This is a genomic window from Roseibium sp., assembly GCF_965232425.1.
In the GTDB taxonomy this organism is placed as follows: Bacteria; Pseudomonadota; Alphaproteobacteria; order Rhizobiales; family Stappiaceae; genus Roseibium.
On sequence record NZ_OZ246971.1, the window covers coordinates 1,193,543 to 1,212,375 of the forward strand.

An 18,833-nucleotide genomic window follows, 5' to 3' on the forward strand; every position below is an offset into this window, starting at 1 on the left:
CGAACCCCAGCCAAATCCGTCAGGGCGTGTCCAGCCGGCGGGCGTTGGTGACCGCGCCCCATTCCGTCGCAGCAATACGCTCGACCGCGCTGTCGAGCGGCTCGTAGGCGACCGTCATCGTAAACCCGTTTGCATGCAGTAGCATGTTGGGTCCGGTGACAATCCCGACATGCCCCTTCCAGAACACGAGATCCCCGCGCCGGAAAGCCGATGGATCATCGTGCGGGATTTCATGCCCGGCATTGTGTTCCTGCATGTCACTGTCGCGCGGGATGTCGATACCACCGGCCTGCGCGGCCAGCTGGACAAGCGCTGAGCAATCCAGCCCCACACTGGTGCGCCCTCCCCACAGGTACGGGGTGCCCAGCATTTCCTCGGCAACGCCGACCCAGTCCGTCGCAACGTCGTCAAGGCCGACCAGATGCTTGCCGACAACCGCCGAGCCGTCGCTCAACAGCGCATATGTCAACCCGCGCGTTTCCGTTTCGCCGACGACCGTCACCTTCGAGCCGATCGAGAGAAAGCCCAGCGGCGGGAACTTCAGATCCGGGCCCGGATAGCGATAGGTTCGAAGCGCCCGAACCCGGTGCGTTGCCGCCTTCACCGGTCCCAGTCCGTCCGAAGAAATCCAGCCGACATATCCGTCCGTGTCCAGTTGACCCCACGCCCAGCCTTCCGCGGTCTTCTCGTAGACGGTCATCCACTCACCGCAAAGGACCTCGGTATCGATGGGACAATCCGGCCGGGGGTCCGGCCGCATGGCGAGACTGTCGGCCGTTACCTGCAGAACCTCGCCCTCGACGAAGCGCTCGGCTTCGACCCGCCCCTGATAATCCAGTGCCGCCAGATCGAGGCGGACCGGGTGAAGGCGGCGGTCGAACAGGTTTTTCATTTTCAAATCGGTTTCCAAACAGGCATGTGACGGCTATCGGGGGAGTTCCCGGGCCTTGTCTACCACGAGATCGCCCAGGTGTTCGAGGTAAAGAGCGCCCTCGACCGTACGCGTGATGATCACGTTGCGCTTGTCGGCCTCGTCGCGCTTGCGCGACAGCAGCCGGAGACCGCCGAGCGTGTCAAGTGCCCGGGTGATGGCCGGCTTGGTTACGTTCAGCTTGGCGGCAAGACCGCGCACCGTGTGCGGCGGCGGCTCGAGATAGACCGTCAGGAGGATCGTCAACTGGCGCGCCGACAGGTCCTGCTCGCTGTCCCGCACCAGCGCCAGGTTGACTTCATGCAACAATTTCAGTGCCTGAGAGGCGCGTATGTCGACAACCATGACCGAACCGATTTTACTCCTTGGCCATGGGTATCGAAACACAAAAACGTTTCGGACCCGTTATTGTGAGGTGGCATATCGCTCGGAGATGACGTCGAAGAGACACCTGATGCCCTGCGTATCGCCACCTGCCGTCTTGCCGGGCTTGTCCGCAGGTGCCCATCCGTAGATGTCGAAATGCACCCAGCTCTCCGTGTTCTCGACAAAGCGCGACAGGAACAGGGCGGCGGTGATCGAGCCGGCAAAGCCGGTGCCGGACGTGTTGATGTGATTGATGTCCGCAACCTTGCTGTCGAGATACTTCATGTAGGGCTGCCAGAGCGGCAGACGCCACAGGGGATCGGCCGAGGCTTCCGAAACGACGGCAATGTCATCGGCAAGGCCCTCGTCATGCGTGTAGAAAGGCGGCAGATCCGGTCCGAGGGCAACGCGCGCCGCACCGGTCAACGTTGCCATGTCGATCATGAGATCCGGCGTTTCCTCGTCTGCGAGCGCAAGCGCGTCGCCCAGTATGAGCCGGCCTTCCGCATCGGTGTTGCCGATCTCCACGCTCAACCCCTTGCGGCTCGCCAGCACGTCACCCGGACGGAAGGCGCTACCGGCAACGGCATTTTCGACGCAGGGGACAATAACACGCAAACGCACGGGCAGCCCGGCCGCCATGATCATCGAAGCAAGACCCAGGACGTTTGCCGCTCCGCCCATGTCCTTTTTCATCAGCGACATGGAGTTGCCCGGCTTGAGATTGAGACCGCCCGTATCGAAGACGACCCCCTTGCCGACAAGCGTCACCTTGGGATCGGTGTCCTTGCCCCACGTGAAATCGGCAAGGCGCGGCGCCCTGGAGCTGGCACGCCCGACCGCGTGCACCATCGGGAAATCCTGCGTCAGCAGATCCTCGCCCACGACAATGTGCCCCGCGCCGCCATGCTTCTGAAAAAGATCGGCGACAGCAGCAGCCAGTTCCTCCGGACCCAGGTCATTCGCGGGCGTGTTGATCAGATCGCGCGCCAGCTGCACGCCATCCAGAATGATGCCGATCCGGTCCAGATCGACATCCGTGCCGACGCCCAGCCGGGAAACCTTGCCGGACGGCTTCAGGTAGCGCTCGAAGCGATAGGACGACAGGCCGAACCCGAGCGCGGCCTGGTCCGGATCGGGGAACCCGTCTGCAAGGGCGTAGTCCCCTTTCGGCAGGCTTTTGACGAGCGCGCCAAGCGCAAAGGGGTGCGGCAAGCCGCTGTCTTCAACGCCGAACAGAACCGCTGTGCCATGCCTTTCGGCCCCGGGGATCAGCAATGAGGACGCGGGTTTGCCCGTGAATGCATTGAAACTGCACCATTGGCCTGCACTGTCCCCGAGCTCTGAAAGAGTGCTGTCAAGCGTCGCCTCCGTGACCGCAATGATCGGGGTTGCGTTGGGCATGTCGGACTTGCGGACCAGGGATTCGCGCACGTTTGAAACTCCATGAAACGGGATTGCCGGTCTCCACAGGTAAGCCGCCTTCGCGAAAGACGCAATACGGGTGTAAATTCGCCCACCTTTCTTGCAAATCGCAACGGTGCTTAACCATCCATTAGGGTTAATTATTTATTTCTCTAAGGGACCTTCACAGCTGCGGACAACAAGGATGTTGAAAATGCAAGCGCCCAGAACAGGATCCGTCTCACGCCGCAACAGAGTGGCGTCTGCGCTCGTGGCCTTGACCGCACTTGCGCTGGTAACCGGATGCGCGTCGAACAAGTCCAATACCGGCACCTATTCTCCTGCCAACGGCACGCACACCGTCAGCCCGGGCTCAAACCTGGCGCGGGCGGAAGTCTCCAAATGGGCCAAGACCTACGAAAAAGACCGCAGCAACCGGACCGCGGTGCTCGGCTACGCCAACGCGCTCAACCAGAACGGCCAGATCGAACAATCACTGGCAGTGCTGAGAGCAGGCGTCATCGCGCACCAGAAAGACCGCGAGATTGCCTCCGCCTATGGCAAGATCCTTGCGATGAACGGCCGGTTTGACGAAGCCCTCAACGTGCTCCGCCGCGCACAGCGGCCCGACCTGCCCGACTGGAAGATCATGTCGGCGGAAGCCGCGATCTACGACCAGACAGGCAAGCATGAAAAGGCACGCAGCCTTTACAAGCAGGCGCTCAAGATCGCGCCGGACGACCCGAGCCTCTTGAACAATCTCGGACTGTCCTATCTCCTGTCGAACAAGCTGCCAGACGCCGAATACACCCTGAGACGCGCCGCCAGCCTGCCCGGTGCGGATAGCCGCGTACGCCAGAACCTGGCGCTCGTTCTGGGCATTCAGGGAAAAGTCGAAGAAGCCGTCGAGGTTGCCACCTCCGAGCTTGATCCGCGGCAGGCCAAGGCGAATATCGCCTATCTGCAGACGATGATGCAGAGCCGTCAGCGCAGCTGACGCAGACCTGCGAGCGGCAGCACCCGTCTTCCCCCTCATTTATGGGTCCATCGCCTAGTCCGTGATCCGTACCCGATCGCTTTCCAGCAGGTCCCCGACCCAGTCGGGGACACGCATTCCGGCGGCTACCCTTTCGTCCTGCGCGTGTTCTGCCGCGCGCACTTTTTCAAGGCTGGCAATGACATCGTCCAGTCTTTCGAACGGGACGACCACCACGCCATCCCGGTCGGCAACGATCATGTCCCCCGTCTCCACCTCCTGTCCGCCGATCTGGACCGGCATGCCGACGGTTCCGGGTCCTGACATGTGCGGCGATGCCGGCGTTATGCCGGCGCACCAGACCGGAAGGCCGACCTTCACGATTCCGGTGTAGTCGCGCATCGGGCCATCGGTAACGAACCCCGCCGCCCCGCAATTCCTCATCATGCCGACGAGACCATCGCCACCGGCGGCGCAACCGGTGTGAGCTGCAAAGGCAGAGACCACGATATCGCCGGGCCGAATGTATTTGAGCGCGGCGAATGCGGCCAGCACGTCGGCAGCGCCGCAATCGGCGGTGAGTGCCGGTCCCGCCGCAACGCAGTCCAGGTCCCGTCCAAATCCGACGGGCGCGATGTTGCGCGACAAGGCGCCTCCGCCGTGAAGCGCATCGACCACAAATCCGGTCGATACATCCTGAAAAGACGCGATCTGCTGCTCCGTCGGCCGCCTCATCGAGGCCTTGATCGTGAGGATTGGAGGGGCTTCGATCATGTCGATCTCCTTCGCCGTTGTCATGACATCCCCGGCAGTTGTCGGATTCCGCTGCCGGATTGACAAGTCACTTCGGACGAAGAACAGGACGGCAAAAACGAAAAAACCCGCCGGTCATCAGATACCGGCGGGGTTTTTCGTACTTGTGCATTTCAGCGGGCCGGTTCGGGCCCCCTTTTTGATCTTCAGAAACCTTCCAGGTCCATGACCTGCATGACCGCCGGGCTCATGATGATGAAGAACAGGACCGGCAGGAAGAAAATGATCATCGGAACCGTCAGCTTCGGCGGCAAGGACGCAGCTTTCTGTTCGGCGAACAGCATGCGCTGCTCGCGCGTATCGTCCGCCATCGTGCGAATGGCGGTGCCGACCGGCGTACCGTACCGTTCTGCCTGAACAAGCGCCATCATCACGTTCTTGACACCATCCACACCCGTGCGTTTGGCAAGGTTTTCGTATGCCGTGCGGCGTTCGCTGAGATAGGACAGCTCGGCTGTCGTCAGCGACAATTCCTCGGCCAGGTCGACTGACTGGATCCCGACCTCTTCAGCGACCTTCTGAAAGGCGCCCTCGATGGACATGCCCGATTCGACGCAGATCAGCATGAGGTCGAGCGCATCCGGCCAGGCACGCTGGATGTTGAGCTTGCGCTTGTCGATCTTGTTCTTAAGGAACAGGTTCGGCAGAAACGCGCCGACGCCGGCGACCGCAATGGACAGGCACACCTTGGTCACCGTCGGCAACCAGTCCGGGATAACCACGAGCGAATAGAACAGCGCAATGACCAGCAGCACGACCGGAATGGCAACGCGCGCCGTCAGGTAATAGTAGAGCGGCGCAGTACCGCGATAGCCGGCCATTCTCAACTTGTCGTTCGTGCTTTCATCGGAAAGCATTTCCCTCAGGTTGAGCTGGTCGACCAGGCTCTTCATCTGAGCCTTCGGCTGATTGCGAAGGGACGCGCGAGCGTCCTGTTGCTGGTTGGCCTGCAACCGTGCGCGCTCCTTGGCGCGCAGCTTGTCGCGCTCCAGGGCGACCGACTTCATGCGGGTCTTCAGCGTGTCCCGCGACAGGATGGGTGCCACCAGCGAGAAGATCGTGCCGGTGACCGCGACCATGGCGAGCAACCCTGCAAGAAACTGGCTCGATGCAATTGATTCCAGATCCATGCCGCCCCCTTAAAAGTCGAAGTTGATCATGTGACGCATGACCATGATGCCGATGAACATCCAGAAGAGGCATCCGCCGATGATGATGTTGCCACCCGTGGTGGTGAACAGCAGGCTGATGTAGTCCGGCGCAATCAGGTAGATGATGCCGCCAACACCGAACGGCATCGCGCCGATGATCATCGCTGACGACTTGGCTTCCGAGCTCAGTGCCTGGATCTTACCCTTGAGCGATTTGCGGCCGCGCAGAACCTTGGACAGGTTTCCGAGCGCTTCGGCCAGACCGCCACCGGCCTTTTGCTGAATGGCGACCACGATCGCGAAGAAGTTGGCCTCCGCGACCGGTACACGTTCTGGCAGCTTGGCAACGGCATCTGCAAGGGAAAGGCCCATGACCTGGGTTTCGGTGATCTTGCGGAATTCGGTTGCCACCGGCTCGCGGGATTCGCGGGCAACCACCTTGATACAGTCCGCAAGCGGCAGGCCCGCCTTCACGCCGCGCACGATGATATCCACACCGTTGGGCAATTCCGCCAGGAACTGGTTGAAGCGGCGCTTGCGCTTGTTGCCGACATACCAGCGCGGAAAGCCGAGAGCACCGGCGAAGCCGGCCGCGAACGTGATCCAGAGGTTGCCGCTGGCAACGAACCCGACCACGAGGAAGATCAGGCAGGAGAAGATGCTGAAAATGACGAAATGCTTCATCTCCCAGCCAAGGCCCGCCTGCTCCATCTTGACCTTCAGCGACACTTTCTGCTGCCGGTGGTGCTTGGCCTTCTGCCTTTCCTCGAAGTCCTTCAGCTGATCCTGGATCGACTTCTTGCGCCGGTCATTGTCCCGGATCTGCTTCCGCTGTTTTTCAGATTGCGGCCGTGCCGCCACCGCCAGCATGCGCTGGTCGCGGCGTTTCGTTCCGGAAAGCGAGGGCGCGAACAGGCTGAAAATCAAACCGCCGACGGCGAACATGACGAGAAGCGCTACGGCGATCCCGGTCACCTGTGGGGTCAAAAAGTCTTCAAATCCGGACATCCGCTTCTCATTCCGCTACATAGTCAGGCAGTTCGGCAGCATCGAGTGCCTGTGCCAAACGCGATTCCTCGCCAAAATAACGCGCACGCTCCCAGAATTTCGGCCGTCCAATCCCGGTGGAACGGTGGCGGCCGATGATGCGTCCATTCGGATCTTCACCGACAATGTCGTAGAGGAAGACGTCCTGCGTCGTGATGATGTCACCTTCCATGCCAACCACTTCGGTCACATGGGTGATACGGCGGGATCCGTCGCGCAGGCGGGCGGCCTGAACGACAACGTCGATCGACGAGACGATCATTTCCCGGAGCGTTCTGGACGGCAGCGAGAAGCCACCCATCGTGATCATGGATTCAAGCCTGGAAAGGGCTTCGCGGGGCGAGTTGGCGTGAAGCGTTCCCATCGAACCATCGTGACCCGTGTTCATGGCCTGCAGCAGGTCGAAGGCTTCCGGTCCGCGCACCTCGCCCACGATGATGCGCTCAGGACGCATACGCAGACAGTTCTTCACGAGATCGCGCATCGTGATCTCGCCCTCACCTTCCAGATTGGGCGGACGTGTCTCAAGGCGCACGACGTGAGGCTGCTGGAGCTGAAGTTCCGCGGAGTCCTCGCATGTGATGATGCGCTCGGTGCTCTCGATATAGGCGGTCAGACAGTTCAGGAGTGTCGTCTTGCCCGAACCGGTACCGCCGGAAATCAGGACGTTACACCGTGAGCGCCCGATGATCTGGAGGATCGTCGCCCCTTCCGGGGTTATCGAGCCGAACTTGGTGAGCTGGTCGAGGGTGAGCTTGTCCTTCTTGAACTTACGAATGGTGAGCGCGGGACCGTCGATCGAAAGCGGCGGCGCAATCACGTTCACGCGAGAACCGTCGGGCAGGCGCGCGTCACAGATCGGGCTCGCGTCATCGACGCGGCGGCCGACCTGGCTCACGATCCGCTGACAGATATTCATCAGCTGGGCATTGTCGCGGAAGTTCACGCCCGTCTGCTCGACCTTGCCCGCAGTCTCGATATAGACCGTGTGCGCCCCGTTCACCATGATGTCGGCGATGTCGTCGCGCGCAAGAAGCGGTTCCAGCGGCCCATAGCCCAGAACGTCGTTGCAGATGTCCTCCAGCAGGTCTTCCTGCTCGGCGATGGACATGATGACATTTTTCAGGGCGATGATGTCGTTGACGACGTCCCGGATCTCGTCACGGGCATCTTCGGCGTCGAGACGGGCCAGCTGCGACAGGTCGATCGCTTCGACAAGTGCGTTGAAGATCTGCGCCTTGGTTTCGTAATATTCGTTGTTCTTCTTTTTCGGTGCGGGCGCAGGTGCCTTGGCTTCCGGTGCCGGCGCAGGCGCCGCTGCAGGCGCAGCTGCCGGAGCGGGTGCCTTTTCGCTCTCCGCGGGCTTGGCCTGGGCTTCCGGCTCAACGGACGGGGCCGGAGTTGGCGTTTCCGCAGACGGTTCCGGTGCGCCCCCGGGGACGCCTTCCGGACGTGCTGTCTGCGCTCCAGACGATGAATTGCCGCGTCTTCCAAACATAGCGATCTTTCAGCTCCGCTTACGAACCAGTTAACCGGACTTTCGTTTCAATTTAGAAAACAAGCCACCTAGCCCAGACCGCGTCACCTTCGGCGGCTGAACCTTGCCGGAAATGGCATTTGCGAGGTCGTCGAACTGACGAGCCACGGCGTGCTTTCCGTCCATTTCACTGATCATCTGGCCGTTGTTCGCCGCTGTTCCGAACAGGTGCGGCTCAAAGGGAATGGCCGCCTGGACCGTGAGCCCGAGGGCACTTGCAAACTCGTCCGGCTTGATTTCCGGCCGCTTGGGAACATTGACCTTGTTCATGACGAGATGCGGCGCACGGTCATTGGGACGCAGTTGCTTCAGCATGTCGACGGCATTTTTCGCATTGCGCAGATTGGCCAGATCGGGTTCCGCCACGAGAACGATCTCGTCCACATTCAAAAGCGTATTCTTGACCCAGGCGTTCCAGGTATGCGGAACGTCAAGCACGACGTTGGGCACACTGGCGCGCATCGTTTCAAACAACAGCTCGAACGACTTTTCGCTGTGGTCATACGTTCTTTCCAGCGTGGCCGGTGCTGCCAGCAAGCTCAGATGCTCGCTGCACTTGGAAAGGATGCGGTCGAGATATGTTTCATCCAGACGGTCGGGCGAGGAAATCGCTTCAAAGACCCCCTGCAGCGGATCCTGGTTGTAGTCCAGGCCCGCCGTTCCGAACGGCAGGTCGAGATCCGTGACGACGACTTCACTCTGGAAATTGCGTCCCAGCACCCATGCGCAGTTGTGTGCGATGGTGGACGATCCGCAACCGCCCTTTATGCCGAAAAACGCGGTCGTCCGGCCCAGAGGTTCGGATTCGGGATCCGCGTACAACTCCGCGATCGCGCCGATCAACTGATAGACATTCACGGGACTGATCAGATATTCGCTCACGCCGCGCGCGATCAGCTCGCGGTAGAGAAGAACGTCGTTCATGTTGCCGATCACGATCACCTTCGTGCCCGCGTCGCAATACTCGGCCAGCTGATCGAGACTGGTCAGGAGCTCTTCGCGCTGCCCGTTGGTCTCCACCATGATCAGGTTGGGCGTCGGTGCCTGGGCGAAGACGTCGATGGCCGCGGGTATGCCGCCCATTTCCAGCTTGAGATGCGCCTTCGCCATCCGGCGGTCTTCCATCGCCGTTTCGGCCATGTGCATGGTCGCATCGGTCAGGCAGAAGCCGTGCACGGTAATCCTCGGCACAGATCCGATATTCGCCGTATCCTCAGCCCCTGCGTACTGGTTTTCAGCAGGTTCCGACATAGGATCGAGATAGCCCGGCGTGTCCTGTAGTTCTGCGTTCGTGCTCATGCTTCCACCTATTCTGAGACTTCCGCGCCGACACCCTCAGTGTATGTGCTGGTGGTGTTGGAACCCGTGCGGTAGTTTTCGATCACGACGGCGCGCCGTGCCTGATCAGCCGGAGTAGACGCCCGCGGCGTCAGCAGGTCCGAAGGATTGTCGACCATCGCCGCGAGGTTCGATTGTGTCGCACAACCGAAGTTTTCGTATTCGGTGTTTTCGCCGATGCCGCCGCCGATATTTTTCGGCCAGGCCCCGCAAGGTCCGGCGGTTGCCTGCATCGCCGCATAGGACAGGCGGATCGGCGCTTCGGCCTTGGGATCCTGTACCGCGTAGGTCCGCGTCGAGATCCGGGACCGGCTGACGCCACCACGCTGCAATGCGTGCCTGATGTCTCCGGTCACCGCGTGAACGGCGGCTTCGTTGGCACCACCCGAGGGCACGAGAATTTCAACGGCCCCATTTCCCTTTCTGCGGGATTCGACGGCAAATGCCGTGATCGTGCCTTCGATCGGACCGTACAGATTGCGCGTGTTCTGCCCGATCGGCAGGTCCAGCGTCTCCGGCTCCTCCGTGATGACGATCGGATGCCTGTACCGATAGTCGTGAGAGGCGAGCAATTCCGCGTTGCTCTGGGTCCTGTTCTGGCAGCCTGCGACAACCAGGCACCCTGCGAACAGGAGGAGGGATTTGGATGCGGCAGATAACCGGACTGTCTTTTTCGTCTTCATCCGTCCGTCCTCACTTGTAGATAAAGCCGACCTGGCCGTGGTACTCGCTCTGAACCACGTCACCCGTCGGATTGAAGATTTTGTTTAGCCGGTTCAGGAAGATCGTCTCCGCGTCCGACGGCGGCATCAGGTTCTTGTCCGGCCGTACGACCTTGTTCCGTGCGATCGGGCGGACGACGTAAGGTGTCACGAAGACCGTCAGCTCCGTCTGATCGCGCAGGAAGTCACGGCTCTTGAAGAGGGCTCCCAGGATCGGGATCTGCATCAGTCCGGGAATGCCTTCGATGGACTGCTGGTAGGATTCCTGCAGCAGTCCTGCCATCACCAGCGTACCGCCCGACGGCAGTTCCACCGTTGATTCGGCCCGCCGAACCTTCAGCGCGGAGATGGTGATGCCGCCGGCGCTCACTGCACCTTCATTGCTGAGCTCGCTCACCTCCGTCAGGACGCGCAGGCTGATGCGGCCTTCCGAAAGAACCACCGGTGTGAAGTCCAGGCCGACACCGAATTTCTTGAATTCGACGGTGACCGTGTTGTCTTCCTGGGCAATCGGGATCGGGAATTCACCACCTGCCAGGAAGCTTGCATTTTCGCCGGAAATGGCTGTCAGCGTCGGTTCCGCGAGGGTCCGGATGACACCTTCTCTCTGCAGGGCCTCGATCTCAGCGTTGATCGACGCCGCGCCGCTCAGGAAACTGACACCTGCGGTGGCCTGGTTGACGATCGACGGGTTGACGTTGAAGCCCGGCTGGTTGCTGAAGTTCGGCGTGAAGTTCCCGGTACCGACACTGCCGTTGAACTGGACACCGAGCTGCTTGATGATCGACCGCTCGACCTCGGCAACGGTCACTTTCAGATGAACCTGATCCTTGCCTTCGACGGTAATGAGATTGACGACGTCCGTCGCGTTGTCATCGCCCTGGAAACGCGCCGCGATGTCGGCTGCCTGCTGCGCCTCCAGCGTGCTTCTCGCAGTGCCGCTCAGGATGACGTTGCCGTTGACCGATTCAGCGGAGATGTTCGAGCCTGGGATCAGTTTCCGGATGATCCTGGCCAAATCCGAGGTGTCGCTTTCCACGCGGATATCAAAGCTTGCCAGTTCGCGGCCACTGCGGCTGAACAGGACCAGTCTGGCCTGCCCGGCCGTGTTTCCGAGAACGAAGATCCGCCGCGGCGTTCTGAGCACCGCATCGGCGATTTCCGGGTTGGAGATCAGGACATCCGCCGCGTCTTCCGCCAGATTGATGACCACCGAGCGGCCGATACCGACATTCAGGATCCGCCCGCTTGCACGTTCACCTGCAGCAACATGGACCTGGCTGGGAAAATTGCTTTGTGCCTGCGCTGCCGGCACCGTTGCCGAAAGGAAGGCCGCCAGGATTGCAGCAGCGGCTGCAAATCTGAGAATTTGGTTTTTCATCGCGCCCCTCATGCTTGAGGTCCTCGTCAGATCCGGTTTCATCTCGAGACCTTCTTGCTGGTGATGCCGTACTTCACGTAACTCACATCGTTACGGCGGCTTTTGTCTTCTTCGGCGTCGTCCGCCGAGTCCTGTGCACTGCGCAAAGCAAGGGAAATCGTTCCTGTCTGCTGCGCCTGTGCGACAATTTCCGATTCAGCGAGCGTCAGCTCCAGGGTGGCCGTCTTCTTGGGCGACAGGTTCTTCTGGTCCTGTTCGCCAGCCGTGGTCGCGTCGATCGCCAGGACCCGCTTGTTTTCCAGGATCGTCTCGCTGAAGACGATGTCGTCGAGGTTCCGCGTCAGGATGAGGTCCACCTTGTCACCCGGCAGGATGAAGCCGCCGGCGGTCGTCTCTTCTTCCACGCTCACTGCGATCGCGCGCTTGCCCTTCGGCAGGATCGCCGACATGAAGCCCTTGTCGGTATTGATCAGACGCTCCGGCCGGATCGGTTCGCCGGCGAAAATCGGCGCCTTGGCGATTCGGCCCAGAAATTCCTTTTCCGCGGTCGGGTCGGTTGTCTTGGTGACCGACCCCCTCGGCAGCGCCTCCTCTGGCCAGTCGGCCCAGGCGAAATTGTCATTGGTCAGCTTCCCGCCGAGCGGAATGTCGACTTCCGCGACCAGAACCTTCACCTTCGATGTCTCGACAGGTGCCTGAACAATTTGTGGAGCGGGTTCGCCGCCACCTGACAACATGACCATACGAAATGCCAGCAGCCCTGCTACCACCGCGACGACCAGTACTAAGATTCGAGCGAATTTCATGGCAAAAACCCAATGATCCTGTGCGCAAATGCGTTTTGTGAGCATAGGATGACGGGTAATTGGTCAAAACATGGTTAACCAGGAGTAGAAGTTTTTGGTTAATTTCCGTTAACTTTACTAAAAAACGTCTAAATCGCTTTCAATTTGCGAAAATGAGAACGAATTGGACCGAATACGCGGCCATGAGCGCACCATTCTTCAACAGTTTTCTTCGAACACAATCAGCTCGGCCGGAGCACGCATGGCCGACAAAACGGCATTTACGTCAACAAATGCGGTTTCCCGGGAAGGATTCAGCCGGGTGCGGGCTCAGTCCAAGCCAGGGAATCGGTCGCGGCATCGTATCAAGGGGGCGTTGAGCGCGCCAAGCCCGGGACGGGCTCACCTCTACCGCGGGAACAGTTTCCGAACATAAAGACGGGTTCGACTGTGCCGATCCGCGCAGCCGGAAGTGCGTACGGGGCAATTCACCTTGTCTTGCAGATCCCGCAACACCGCTCTTGGGCGGTTCAAAGCCATACGGAGTTGGCGAAGCGGCCTGAAAAAAGAACCGGCGCAAATGTGAAGGCAGTTTCTTGCGGCAATCGGGGGGCTGTGAAGACGCTATATATATAGGTGGGCTTTCCGCGGCATCGGAAAGTACCCCTAGTAACCGGTACCGATCATCTGGAACCAGGTGGTCATCGGATAGATCTGCAAACCTGCAATCGCGATCGCGATTCCATAGGGGATCCCGCTTTTCCTGTCATGCAGCCGCACAATCCATTCCTGTCTTGCGAGCGCGTTGGGCAGAACGACGTTGGTCCTCATATAGAGCAGACCCATCGTCAGGAACATTCCGTAGACCGACACGAGCAGAACAAAGCCGGCAAGTTCGGGCGTGAAGCCGATCCAAAGGGCCATCGCGGTCAGGAACTTCGCATCACCGCCGCCCATCCAGCCAAGCGTCCAGAACAAAAAACACACCGGAAACACGACAAGCGCGCCGAGCCCGTGCGTCCCCCAGGCTACCAGCGGCAGTCCGCTCGCAAGGGACAACGCGACGAATCCTACGATCAGCAGGATCGAAACCCGGTTCCGAATGGTCATGGTCAACAGATCCGACGCCCCGCCGAAGGCGACCAGCATCGGAAATACGACCAAAAGTGCAGCTTCGAGCATGAAGCACCCGTTTCTTGTTTCGTCGGGTCGATTTTAGGCAGGCCAGGTTAACGAAAGACGGACAGGCCAACAAAAAACGGGCGGTAAACCGCCCGTTTTCGTTTCAGAGCACCTGACCAGGTGCCGTAAAGTCGTTCGACGATTACTTGATCGAATCGTCGAGCTTGCCAGCGATGTTGCTGAATACGGCAGTCAGGGACGTACCGGCCAGTGCAACAGCGGCGATGATGACGATGGACAGAAGACCAGCGATCAGGCCGTATTCAATTGCAGTTGCGCCAGATTCGTCTTTAGCGAAACGGTTCATAAGAGATTTCATTGTATTTGCTCCAAGTACCACTGAGTTGACAGCTTCAAGTTCGCCGGATCTTTTTTTGGTCCGTTCGAACATGAACTCACCTTAGGGCTCAGAGCTTTCCAACCAGTTAAAGCGACCACAGAAACCAGCATTAATCGTGATATGTTTAACTATAGTTAAAATTTGGTATAGATAAAAAATAGTTAATGCATACATAGTATTGAAGTATTATTATAAACGAAATCCGTTTTTCTTTATATTTTCTAATTTTTCTTATTTCTGAGTAATTCTTTTCAAAGGCGAGAGTGTAGTTTGCCAACCTTCTGCCAACGCATACTTTCAAGCCGCTCGAATAGACGGCCGATTCCATTCTCTCGCGCGCAGTTTCTTCGGAACTGTTTCGAAAATCATCTCAAAACAATTCGAACGCAACCAGCCCCCTGACAATAAAGTCAGTGTTTTCTAATTTTCGCGGCGTTAGCAGATCGTTCACCACGTTTGCGGCATCATCTCGAAAGGATCGACACGAATGGAGTATTCATAAGCATGTTTATGAACCTAATCAGATGGACTGGCGTGCTTGTGTTGGCAGTTCAAGCAAGCACCGCAATGGCTCAGGACGGACCGGTAATGGTGACAGTGGATCGTGCGAAAATCTTCCGGATTGAAGATGGCGCGTCTGCCGTGATCGTTGGCAACCCGTTCATAGCGGACGTCTCGCTGTTCGACGACAACACGGTTGTCGTCACCGGCAAGAGCTACGGTTCGACCAATCTGGTCATTCTGGACGCCGACAGCAAACCGATCGTCGATGAAGTCATTACAGTGCGCGCTTCCGACGAAGACGTGGTTGCCGTCTACCGCAAGTCCATGCGCACATCCCTTTCCTGCAGCCCGAGCTGCGAGCCGACGCTTCGCTTGGGCGATGGTCTGGAAGCTTTCAAGAATGCAGCTGATCAGGCCACCAACAGGAATTCACTGGCGGCCGAGGCTGCGGGCGTCGAGTAACCGCCCAGAAACGTGAGAGAACGATGATTGGCAGATTGAGACGCACGTGCTTCCCAGGCAGGAGAAAGATCAAGTCTTTCGCGAAGGACCGGGACGGTGTGACCGCTGTCGAGTTTTCGATGGTGGCTCTGCCATTCTTCATTATCGTTTTCGGTATCATCGAAGTCGGCGTGTCGATGTTGGTGAACCGCATGGTCGACAACTCGGTGATCAGCGCCGCCCGCATGATCAGAACCGGCCAGGCGCATACGAGCGGCTTGACGGCCGAGCAGTTCAAGACCCAGATCTGCGATTTCATGCCTTCATTCATGTGCGATGCCGACCGGATCGTCGTTGAGGTCGACAGCGTCGGGTCATTCGCCGACGCGGGATCGACCGACAGCCTCTACGACGCCGAGGGCAACCTGAAGGATGACGACGATCTTGCCTACAATATCGGCGGCGCCGGAAACATCGTCATCGTCAAGGTGATCTACAAGTGGCCGATGATGACGTCGGCGCTGAATCTCGCTCTTGATGACAATGGTACGGAACGTTATCTCACCTCAACCTTGGTATTCCGCAATGAACCCTGGGAATGATGTCAGAAACAGCTTCATTGACACGAAGCAAATCACATCGGACGCCGCGAAAGGGCTGTGCAAGGACGAACGTGCCGTTTCGGCGGTCGAGTTCGCCATGATCCTGCCCTTCATGTTCCTGCTGCTGATCGGCATGACCGAACTGGCAGAGGCGCTCAACCAGGACCGGAAAGTCAGCCGTATCGCGAACTCCATCGCCGACTTGATCGCCCAGGAAGAGGGTGTCTCGACCGGTGACCTGGATTCCCTCCTGGTGATCGGCGAAAAGATTCTGGATCCCTACCCCGCCGACAATCTCCAGGTCATCGTCGCCAGCATCACGTTCGATGAAGACGGCGATGCCACCGTCGACTGGAGCCGGGACTCGGCCGGTACGGAGCCCTGGTCTTCGGGAGCCGTCCCACCGATCACGCTTCCGGGAACAGTTGCCGTTCCCAACTCCTCCATCGTGGTTGGACAGACAAACCTGACCTACACACCGAGCTTCACCGGTCTGTTCACGGGGATTTTCAACTGGAGCCCGTCGGCGCTCGACCTCAGCGATACCTATTATCTTTCGCCGCGGATCACCGGAACGGTGACCTGCAGCAATTGCTGAGCTGATCATTTCGCCCCGATACCAAAACTTGCGTATTTGTATCGTCGTACAATCCGGGTAATCTCAGGCATGGATGTTGCGCTGCAATATCTCCTGTAGATCCTGGGTGAGACGACCGATGCCGACAAACAAGACCTTCGAACAGATCAACGTGGGCGACTGCGCGGAAATCGTGCGGGAGTGTTCCAGCAACGACCTGCTGGTATTCGCGCACGCCTCGGGAAACCACAACCCGATTCACCTGCCCGACACCGACTGGACCGGCGACGGGGTCGTCGACAAACCCGTCGCGCCCGCGATGTGGGTCGGTTGCCTGGCATCTGCGGTTCTGGGAAATATCCTGCCGGGGCCGGGAACCATCTACAAGTCGCAGTCCTTCCGCTTTCTCGAAGGTGCCGCCGTCGGTGACCAGCTGCACGTGAAAGTGACGGCAAAGGAAAAGCGACCGGAGAAAATCATCGTTTTCGACCTGACCGTGACGCGTGGCGACGGTGTCCGGCTGGTGGAAGGCGTTGCCGAAGTCAGGGCGCCGGGCGAAACCATCGAGTTCGATGCAAGCAACATTCCTGCCCTGCTCGTTCAGCGGCACCGCCATTTCAACAAGATGATCGAGCTTGCCAAGACGCTGCCGGCGCTGCCGACGGCCGTGGCTGCACCTGATGATCCCAACTCGCTGGAAGGTGCGCTGATGGCCGCGCGCGAAGGCCTGATCCACCCGATCCTGATCGGAGCGAGGGACAGGATCGAAGGCGCCGCGAAGGAACTCGACGAAGACATCAGCGCCTTCCAGCTGATCGATATCGAAGACGAGATGGAGGCCGCGGGCCGCGCGGTCGCCCTGGTGCACGAAGGCAAGGTCAAGGCGGTGATGAAAGGTCATCTGCACACAGACCACCTGCTCCATCACGTGGTGAAACGTGACGGCGGACTTCGCACCAAACGCCGGATCAGCCACGTGTTCGCAATGGACATCCCGGGCCGGAAAACACCGGTCCTCATCTCCGACGCGGCAATCAACATCACACCGGACCTCAACACCAAGGTGGACATCACCCAGAACGCGATCGACGCGGCGATTTCGATCGGCCTCGAAACGCCGCGCGTCGGCATTCTGTCGGCCATCGAGACCGTCAATCCAGCCATACCGTCCAGCCTTGATGCAGCGGTGCTGTCGAAAATGGCCGAGCGCGGCCAGATCACGGGTGCGATCGTGGACGGGCCGCTGGCCATGGACAACGCTATCGACGTGCAGGCGGCCCGGACGAAGGGCATCACGTCGCTGGTCGCGGGTCACGCGGAAGTTCTGATCGTTCCCAATCTCGAAGCAGGAAACATGCTCGCCAAAGAGTTGACATTCATCGCCCATGCGGAGGCCGCCGGCCTCGTCATCGGCGCCAAGGTGCCCGTGATGCTGACAAGCCGTGCCGATGATGGCCGGGCGCGTCTGGCCTCGTGCGCGCTCGCAATGCTCTATACGCACTGGCAGACTACCGGGAGCCCCGCCGGGATCCTGGACCGCGAGGCCGACTGAACATGGCCCCGGTCATCCTCGTCCTCAATTCAGGATCCTCGTCCATCAAGTTCACCCTGTATCACGGAACGCAAACGGAACTCTCCGGGCAAGTGTCCGGGCTTGGTGCGTCCCCGCATCTCAGTCTCACCTCGCACGCCGCGTCGCTGACGATCGACCGCGACCTTTCCGAACATGACGGGCGCAACCACCACGACGTCCTCATCGCCCTTCTGCCGATCCTGGAAGCCGCAATGAAGGGACGGAACGTCGATGCGGTCGGGCACCGGGTCGTGCACGGGGGAACCGACTATGTGCAACCGGTGCGCATCGATGCGTCCATTCTGGACAAGCTCAAGGCGCTCGAGCCTCTCGCTCCCTTGCATCAACCACACAACATCGCCGGCATTCTGGCCGCGCAGGATGCCTTTCCGGAGGCCGCGCAGGTCGCCTGTTTCGATACCGCGTTCCATCGCAAACATCCGTGGGTCAACGACACGTTCGCCTTGCCGCGCTCCTATTACGAGGAAGGTGTCAGGCGCTATGGATTCCACGGCATGTCCTATGAGTATATCTGCGACTATCTGAAACGAAATCACCCGGACGCATACGGCGGCAGGGTCGTTGTCGCCCATCTCGGCAACGGAGCCTCCATGTGCGCAATCCGGAACGGACAGAGTGTCGGCTCAACCATGGGCTTCACCGCCCTCGACGGGCTGCCTATGGGAACGCGCTGCGGACAGCTTGATCCCGGTGTCGTGCTCTATCTCCTGACAAGCAAGGGCATGTCAGCGGACGAGGTGTCGGATCTGCTTTACAAGGACTCCGGCCTGAAGGGCCTGTCCGGGATCAGCCAGGACATGCGCACGCTGTCGCAGAGCAGCGATCCCCGCGCCAGGGAAGCGATCGACTATTTCGTCTTTCGCATCAGGCGGGAACTCGGCGCCATGTCCGCCGTGCTGAGCGGTCTCGACACTTTTGTCTTCACCGGTGGCATTGGCGAGAACGCGGCGAATATCCGTTCGCGCGTGTGCGCCGGTCAGGACTGGCTCGGAATGGAGATCGATGAAGGCAGAAATGACGAAAACCGGATCGACATCAGTACGGACGCCTCGCGCACCAGCGTGCTGGTCATTCCGACGGACGAGGAAGAAATGATCCGCAGACACACCGAGGCGCTGATGTGACGTTGTGACTTTGGCAGT

The 18,833-nt window shown here is 59.6% G+C and carries 19 protein-coding genes; 6 read left to right on the forward strand and 13 right to left on the reverse strand.

Annotated elements, in window-relative coordinates; translation table 11 throughout:
- Positions 1-19 precede the first annotated feature (19 nt).
- Genes ACO08A_RS05495 through ACO08A_RS05505 form a run of 3 tightly spaced genes read right to left on the reverse strand, consistent with a single transcriptional unit; the run spans position 20 to position 2,731 of the window.
- The gene (locus ACO08A_RS05495; RefSeq protein ID WP_422041718.1) at positions 20-892 is read right to left on the reverse strand and encodes a C40 family peptidase; all 873 of its coding nucleotides are present in this window, start codon (positions 890-892) and stop codon (positions 20-22) included.
- 33 nt (positions 893-925) lie between these two features.
- The gene (locus ACO08A_RS05500) at positions 926-1,276 is read right to left on the reverse strand and encodes a MarR family transcriptional regulator (RefSeq protein ID WP_421981411.1); all 351 of its coding nucleotides are present in this window, start codon (positions 1,274-1,276) and stop codon (positions 926-928) included.
- 60 nt (positions 1,277-1,336) lie between these two features.
- Positions 1,337-2,731: a leucyl aminopeptidase family protein gene (locus ACO08A_RS05505; protein ID WP_422040187.1), complete on the reverse strand. Its 1,395-nt coding sequence runs from the start codon at positions 2,729-2,731 to the stop codon at positions 1,337-1,339.
- A 184-nt stretch (positions 2,732-2,915) separates the two neighbouring features.
- Here ACO08A_RS05505 and ACO08A_RS05510 point away from each other — a divergent pair, with 184 nt between their 5' ends.
- Positions 2,916-3,698, forward strand: coding sequence for a tetratricopeptide repeat protein (locus tag ACO08A_RS05510; protein ID WP_421981409.1), 783 nt, complete (start codon positions 2,916-2,918; stop codon positions 3,696-3,698).
- Between the two features lie 54 nt (positions 3,699-3,752).
- Here ACO08A_RS05510 and ACO08A_RS05515 read toward each other — a convergent pair whose 3' ends face one another.
- From ACO08A_RS05515 to ACO08A_RS05560, 10 genes are all read right to left on the reverse strand, one after another.
- A complete protein-coding gene (locus ACO08A_RS05515) occupies positions 3,753-4,475 on the reverse strand; it encodes an RraA family protein (protein ID WP_422040188.1) in 723 nt (240 codons plus the stop codon).
- 161 nt (positions 4,476-4,636) lie between these two features.
- Complete coding sequence (locus tag ACO08A_RS05520; RefSeq protein WP_421981407.1) at positions 4,637-5,620, reverse strand: type II secretion system F family protein; 984 nt, start codon at positions 5,618-5,620, stop codon at positions 4,637-4,639.
- A 9-nt stretch (positions 5,621-5,629) separates the two neighbouring features.
- Positions 5,630-6,649, reverse strand: a complete 1,020-nt coding sequence (locus ACO08A_RS05525) for a type II secretion system F family protein (RefSeq protein WP_422040189.1) — start codon at positions 6,647-6,649, stop codon at positions 5,630-5,632.
- A gap of 7 nt (positions 6,650-6,656) precedes the next feature.
- On the reverse strand, positions 6,657-8,186 hold the full coding sequence (locus ACO08A_RS05530) for a CpaF family protein (RefSeq protein ID WP_422040190.1): 1,530 nt from the start codon (positions 8,184-8,186) through the stop codon (positions 6,657-6,659).
- 30 nt (positions 8,187-8,216) lie between these two features.
- Positions 8,217-9,524 carry an AAA family ATPase gene (locus ACO08A_RS05535; protein ID WP_422040191.1) on the reverse strand — a complete coding sequence of 436 codons (1,308 nt, stop codon included), beginning with the start codon at positions 9,522-9,524 and terminating at the stop codon, positions 8,217-8,219.
- 8 nt (positions 9,525-9,532) lie between these two features.
- Positions 9,533-10,246: a CpaD family pilus assembly protein gene (locus ACO08A_RS05540; protein WP_422040192.1), complete on the reverse strand. Its 714-nt coding sequence runs from the start codon at positions 10,244-10,246 to the stop codon at positions 9,533-9,535.
- Positions 10,247-10,256: 10 nt separating this feature from the next.
- Positions 10,257-11,666 (reverse strand): type II and III secretion system protein family protein, encoded by a 1,410-nt coding sequence (locus ACO08A_RS05545; protein ID WP_421981402.1) that lies wholly within the window; start codon positions 11,664-11,666, stop codon positions 10,257-10,259.
- 38 nt (positions 11,667-11,704) lie between these two features.
- Positions 11,705-12,472 carry a Flp pilus assembly protein CpaB gene (cpaB, locus tag ACO08A_RS05550; protein ID WP_422040193.1) on the reverse strand — a complete coding sequence of 256 codons (768 nt, stop codon included), beginning with the start codon at positions 12,470-12,472 and terminating at the stop codon, positions 11,705-11,707.
- A gap of 645 nt (positions 12,473-13,117) precedes the next feature.
- The gene (locus ACO08A_RS05555) at positions 13,118-13,633 is read right to left on the reverse strand and encodes an A24 family peptidase (RefSeq protein ID WP_422040194.1); all 516 of its coding nucleotides are present in this window, start codon (positions 13,631-13,633) and stop codon (positions 13,118-13,120) included.
- Positions 13,634-13,775: 142 nt separating this feature from the next.
- Entirely contained in the window at positions 13,776-14,024 is a 249-nt protein-coding gene (locus tag ACO08A_RS05560; RefSeq protein WP_421981399.1) for a Flp family type IVb pilin, read from the reverse strand.
- A 537-nt stretch (positions 14,025-14,561) separates the two neighbouring features.
- Here ACO08A_RS05560 and ACO08A_RS05565 point away from each other — a divergent pair.
- From ACO08A_RS05565 to ACO08A_RS05585, 5 genes are all read left to right on the forward strand, one after another.
- A complete protein-coding gene (locus ACO08A_RS05565) occupies positions 14,562-14,939 on the forward strand; it encodes a pilus assembly protein N-terminal domain-containing protein (protein ID WP_421981398.1) in 378 nt (125 codons plus the stop codon).
- A gap of 98 nt (positions 14,940-15,037) precedes the next feature.
- Positions 15,038-15,520, forward strand: coding sequence for a TadE/TadG family type IV pilus assembly protein (locus ACO08A_RS05570; RefSeq protein WP_422040195.1), 483 nt, complete (start codon positions 15,038-15,040; stop codon positions 15,518-15,520).
- On the forward strand, positions 15,504-16,118 hold the full coding sequence (locus tag ACO08A_RS05575; RefSeq protein WP_422040196.1) for a TadE/TadG family type IV pilus assembly protein: 615 nt from the start codon (positions 15,504-15,506) through the stop codon (positions 16,116-16,118). Before ACO08A_RS05570 ends, ACO08A_RS05575 begins: the two co-directional genes overlap by 17 nt.
- A gap of 118 nt (positions 16,119-16,236) precedes the next feature.
- Positions 16,237-17,649: a bifunctional enoyl-CoA hydratase/phosphate acetyltransferase gene (locus tag ACO08A_RS05580; protein WP_422040197.1), complete on the forward strand. Its 1,413-nt coding sequence runs from the start codon at positions 16,237-16,239 to the stop codon at positions 17,647-17,649.
- Between the two features lie 2 nt (positions 17,650-17,651).
- Positions 17,652-18,815, forward strand: coding sequence for an acetate/propionate family kinase (locus ACO08A_RS05585; RefSeq protein WP_422040198.1), 1,164 nt, complete (start codon positions 17,652-17,654; stop codon positions 18,813-18,815).
- Positions 18,816-18,833 lie beyond the last annotated feature (18 nt).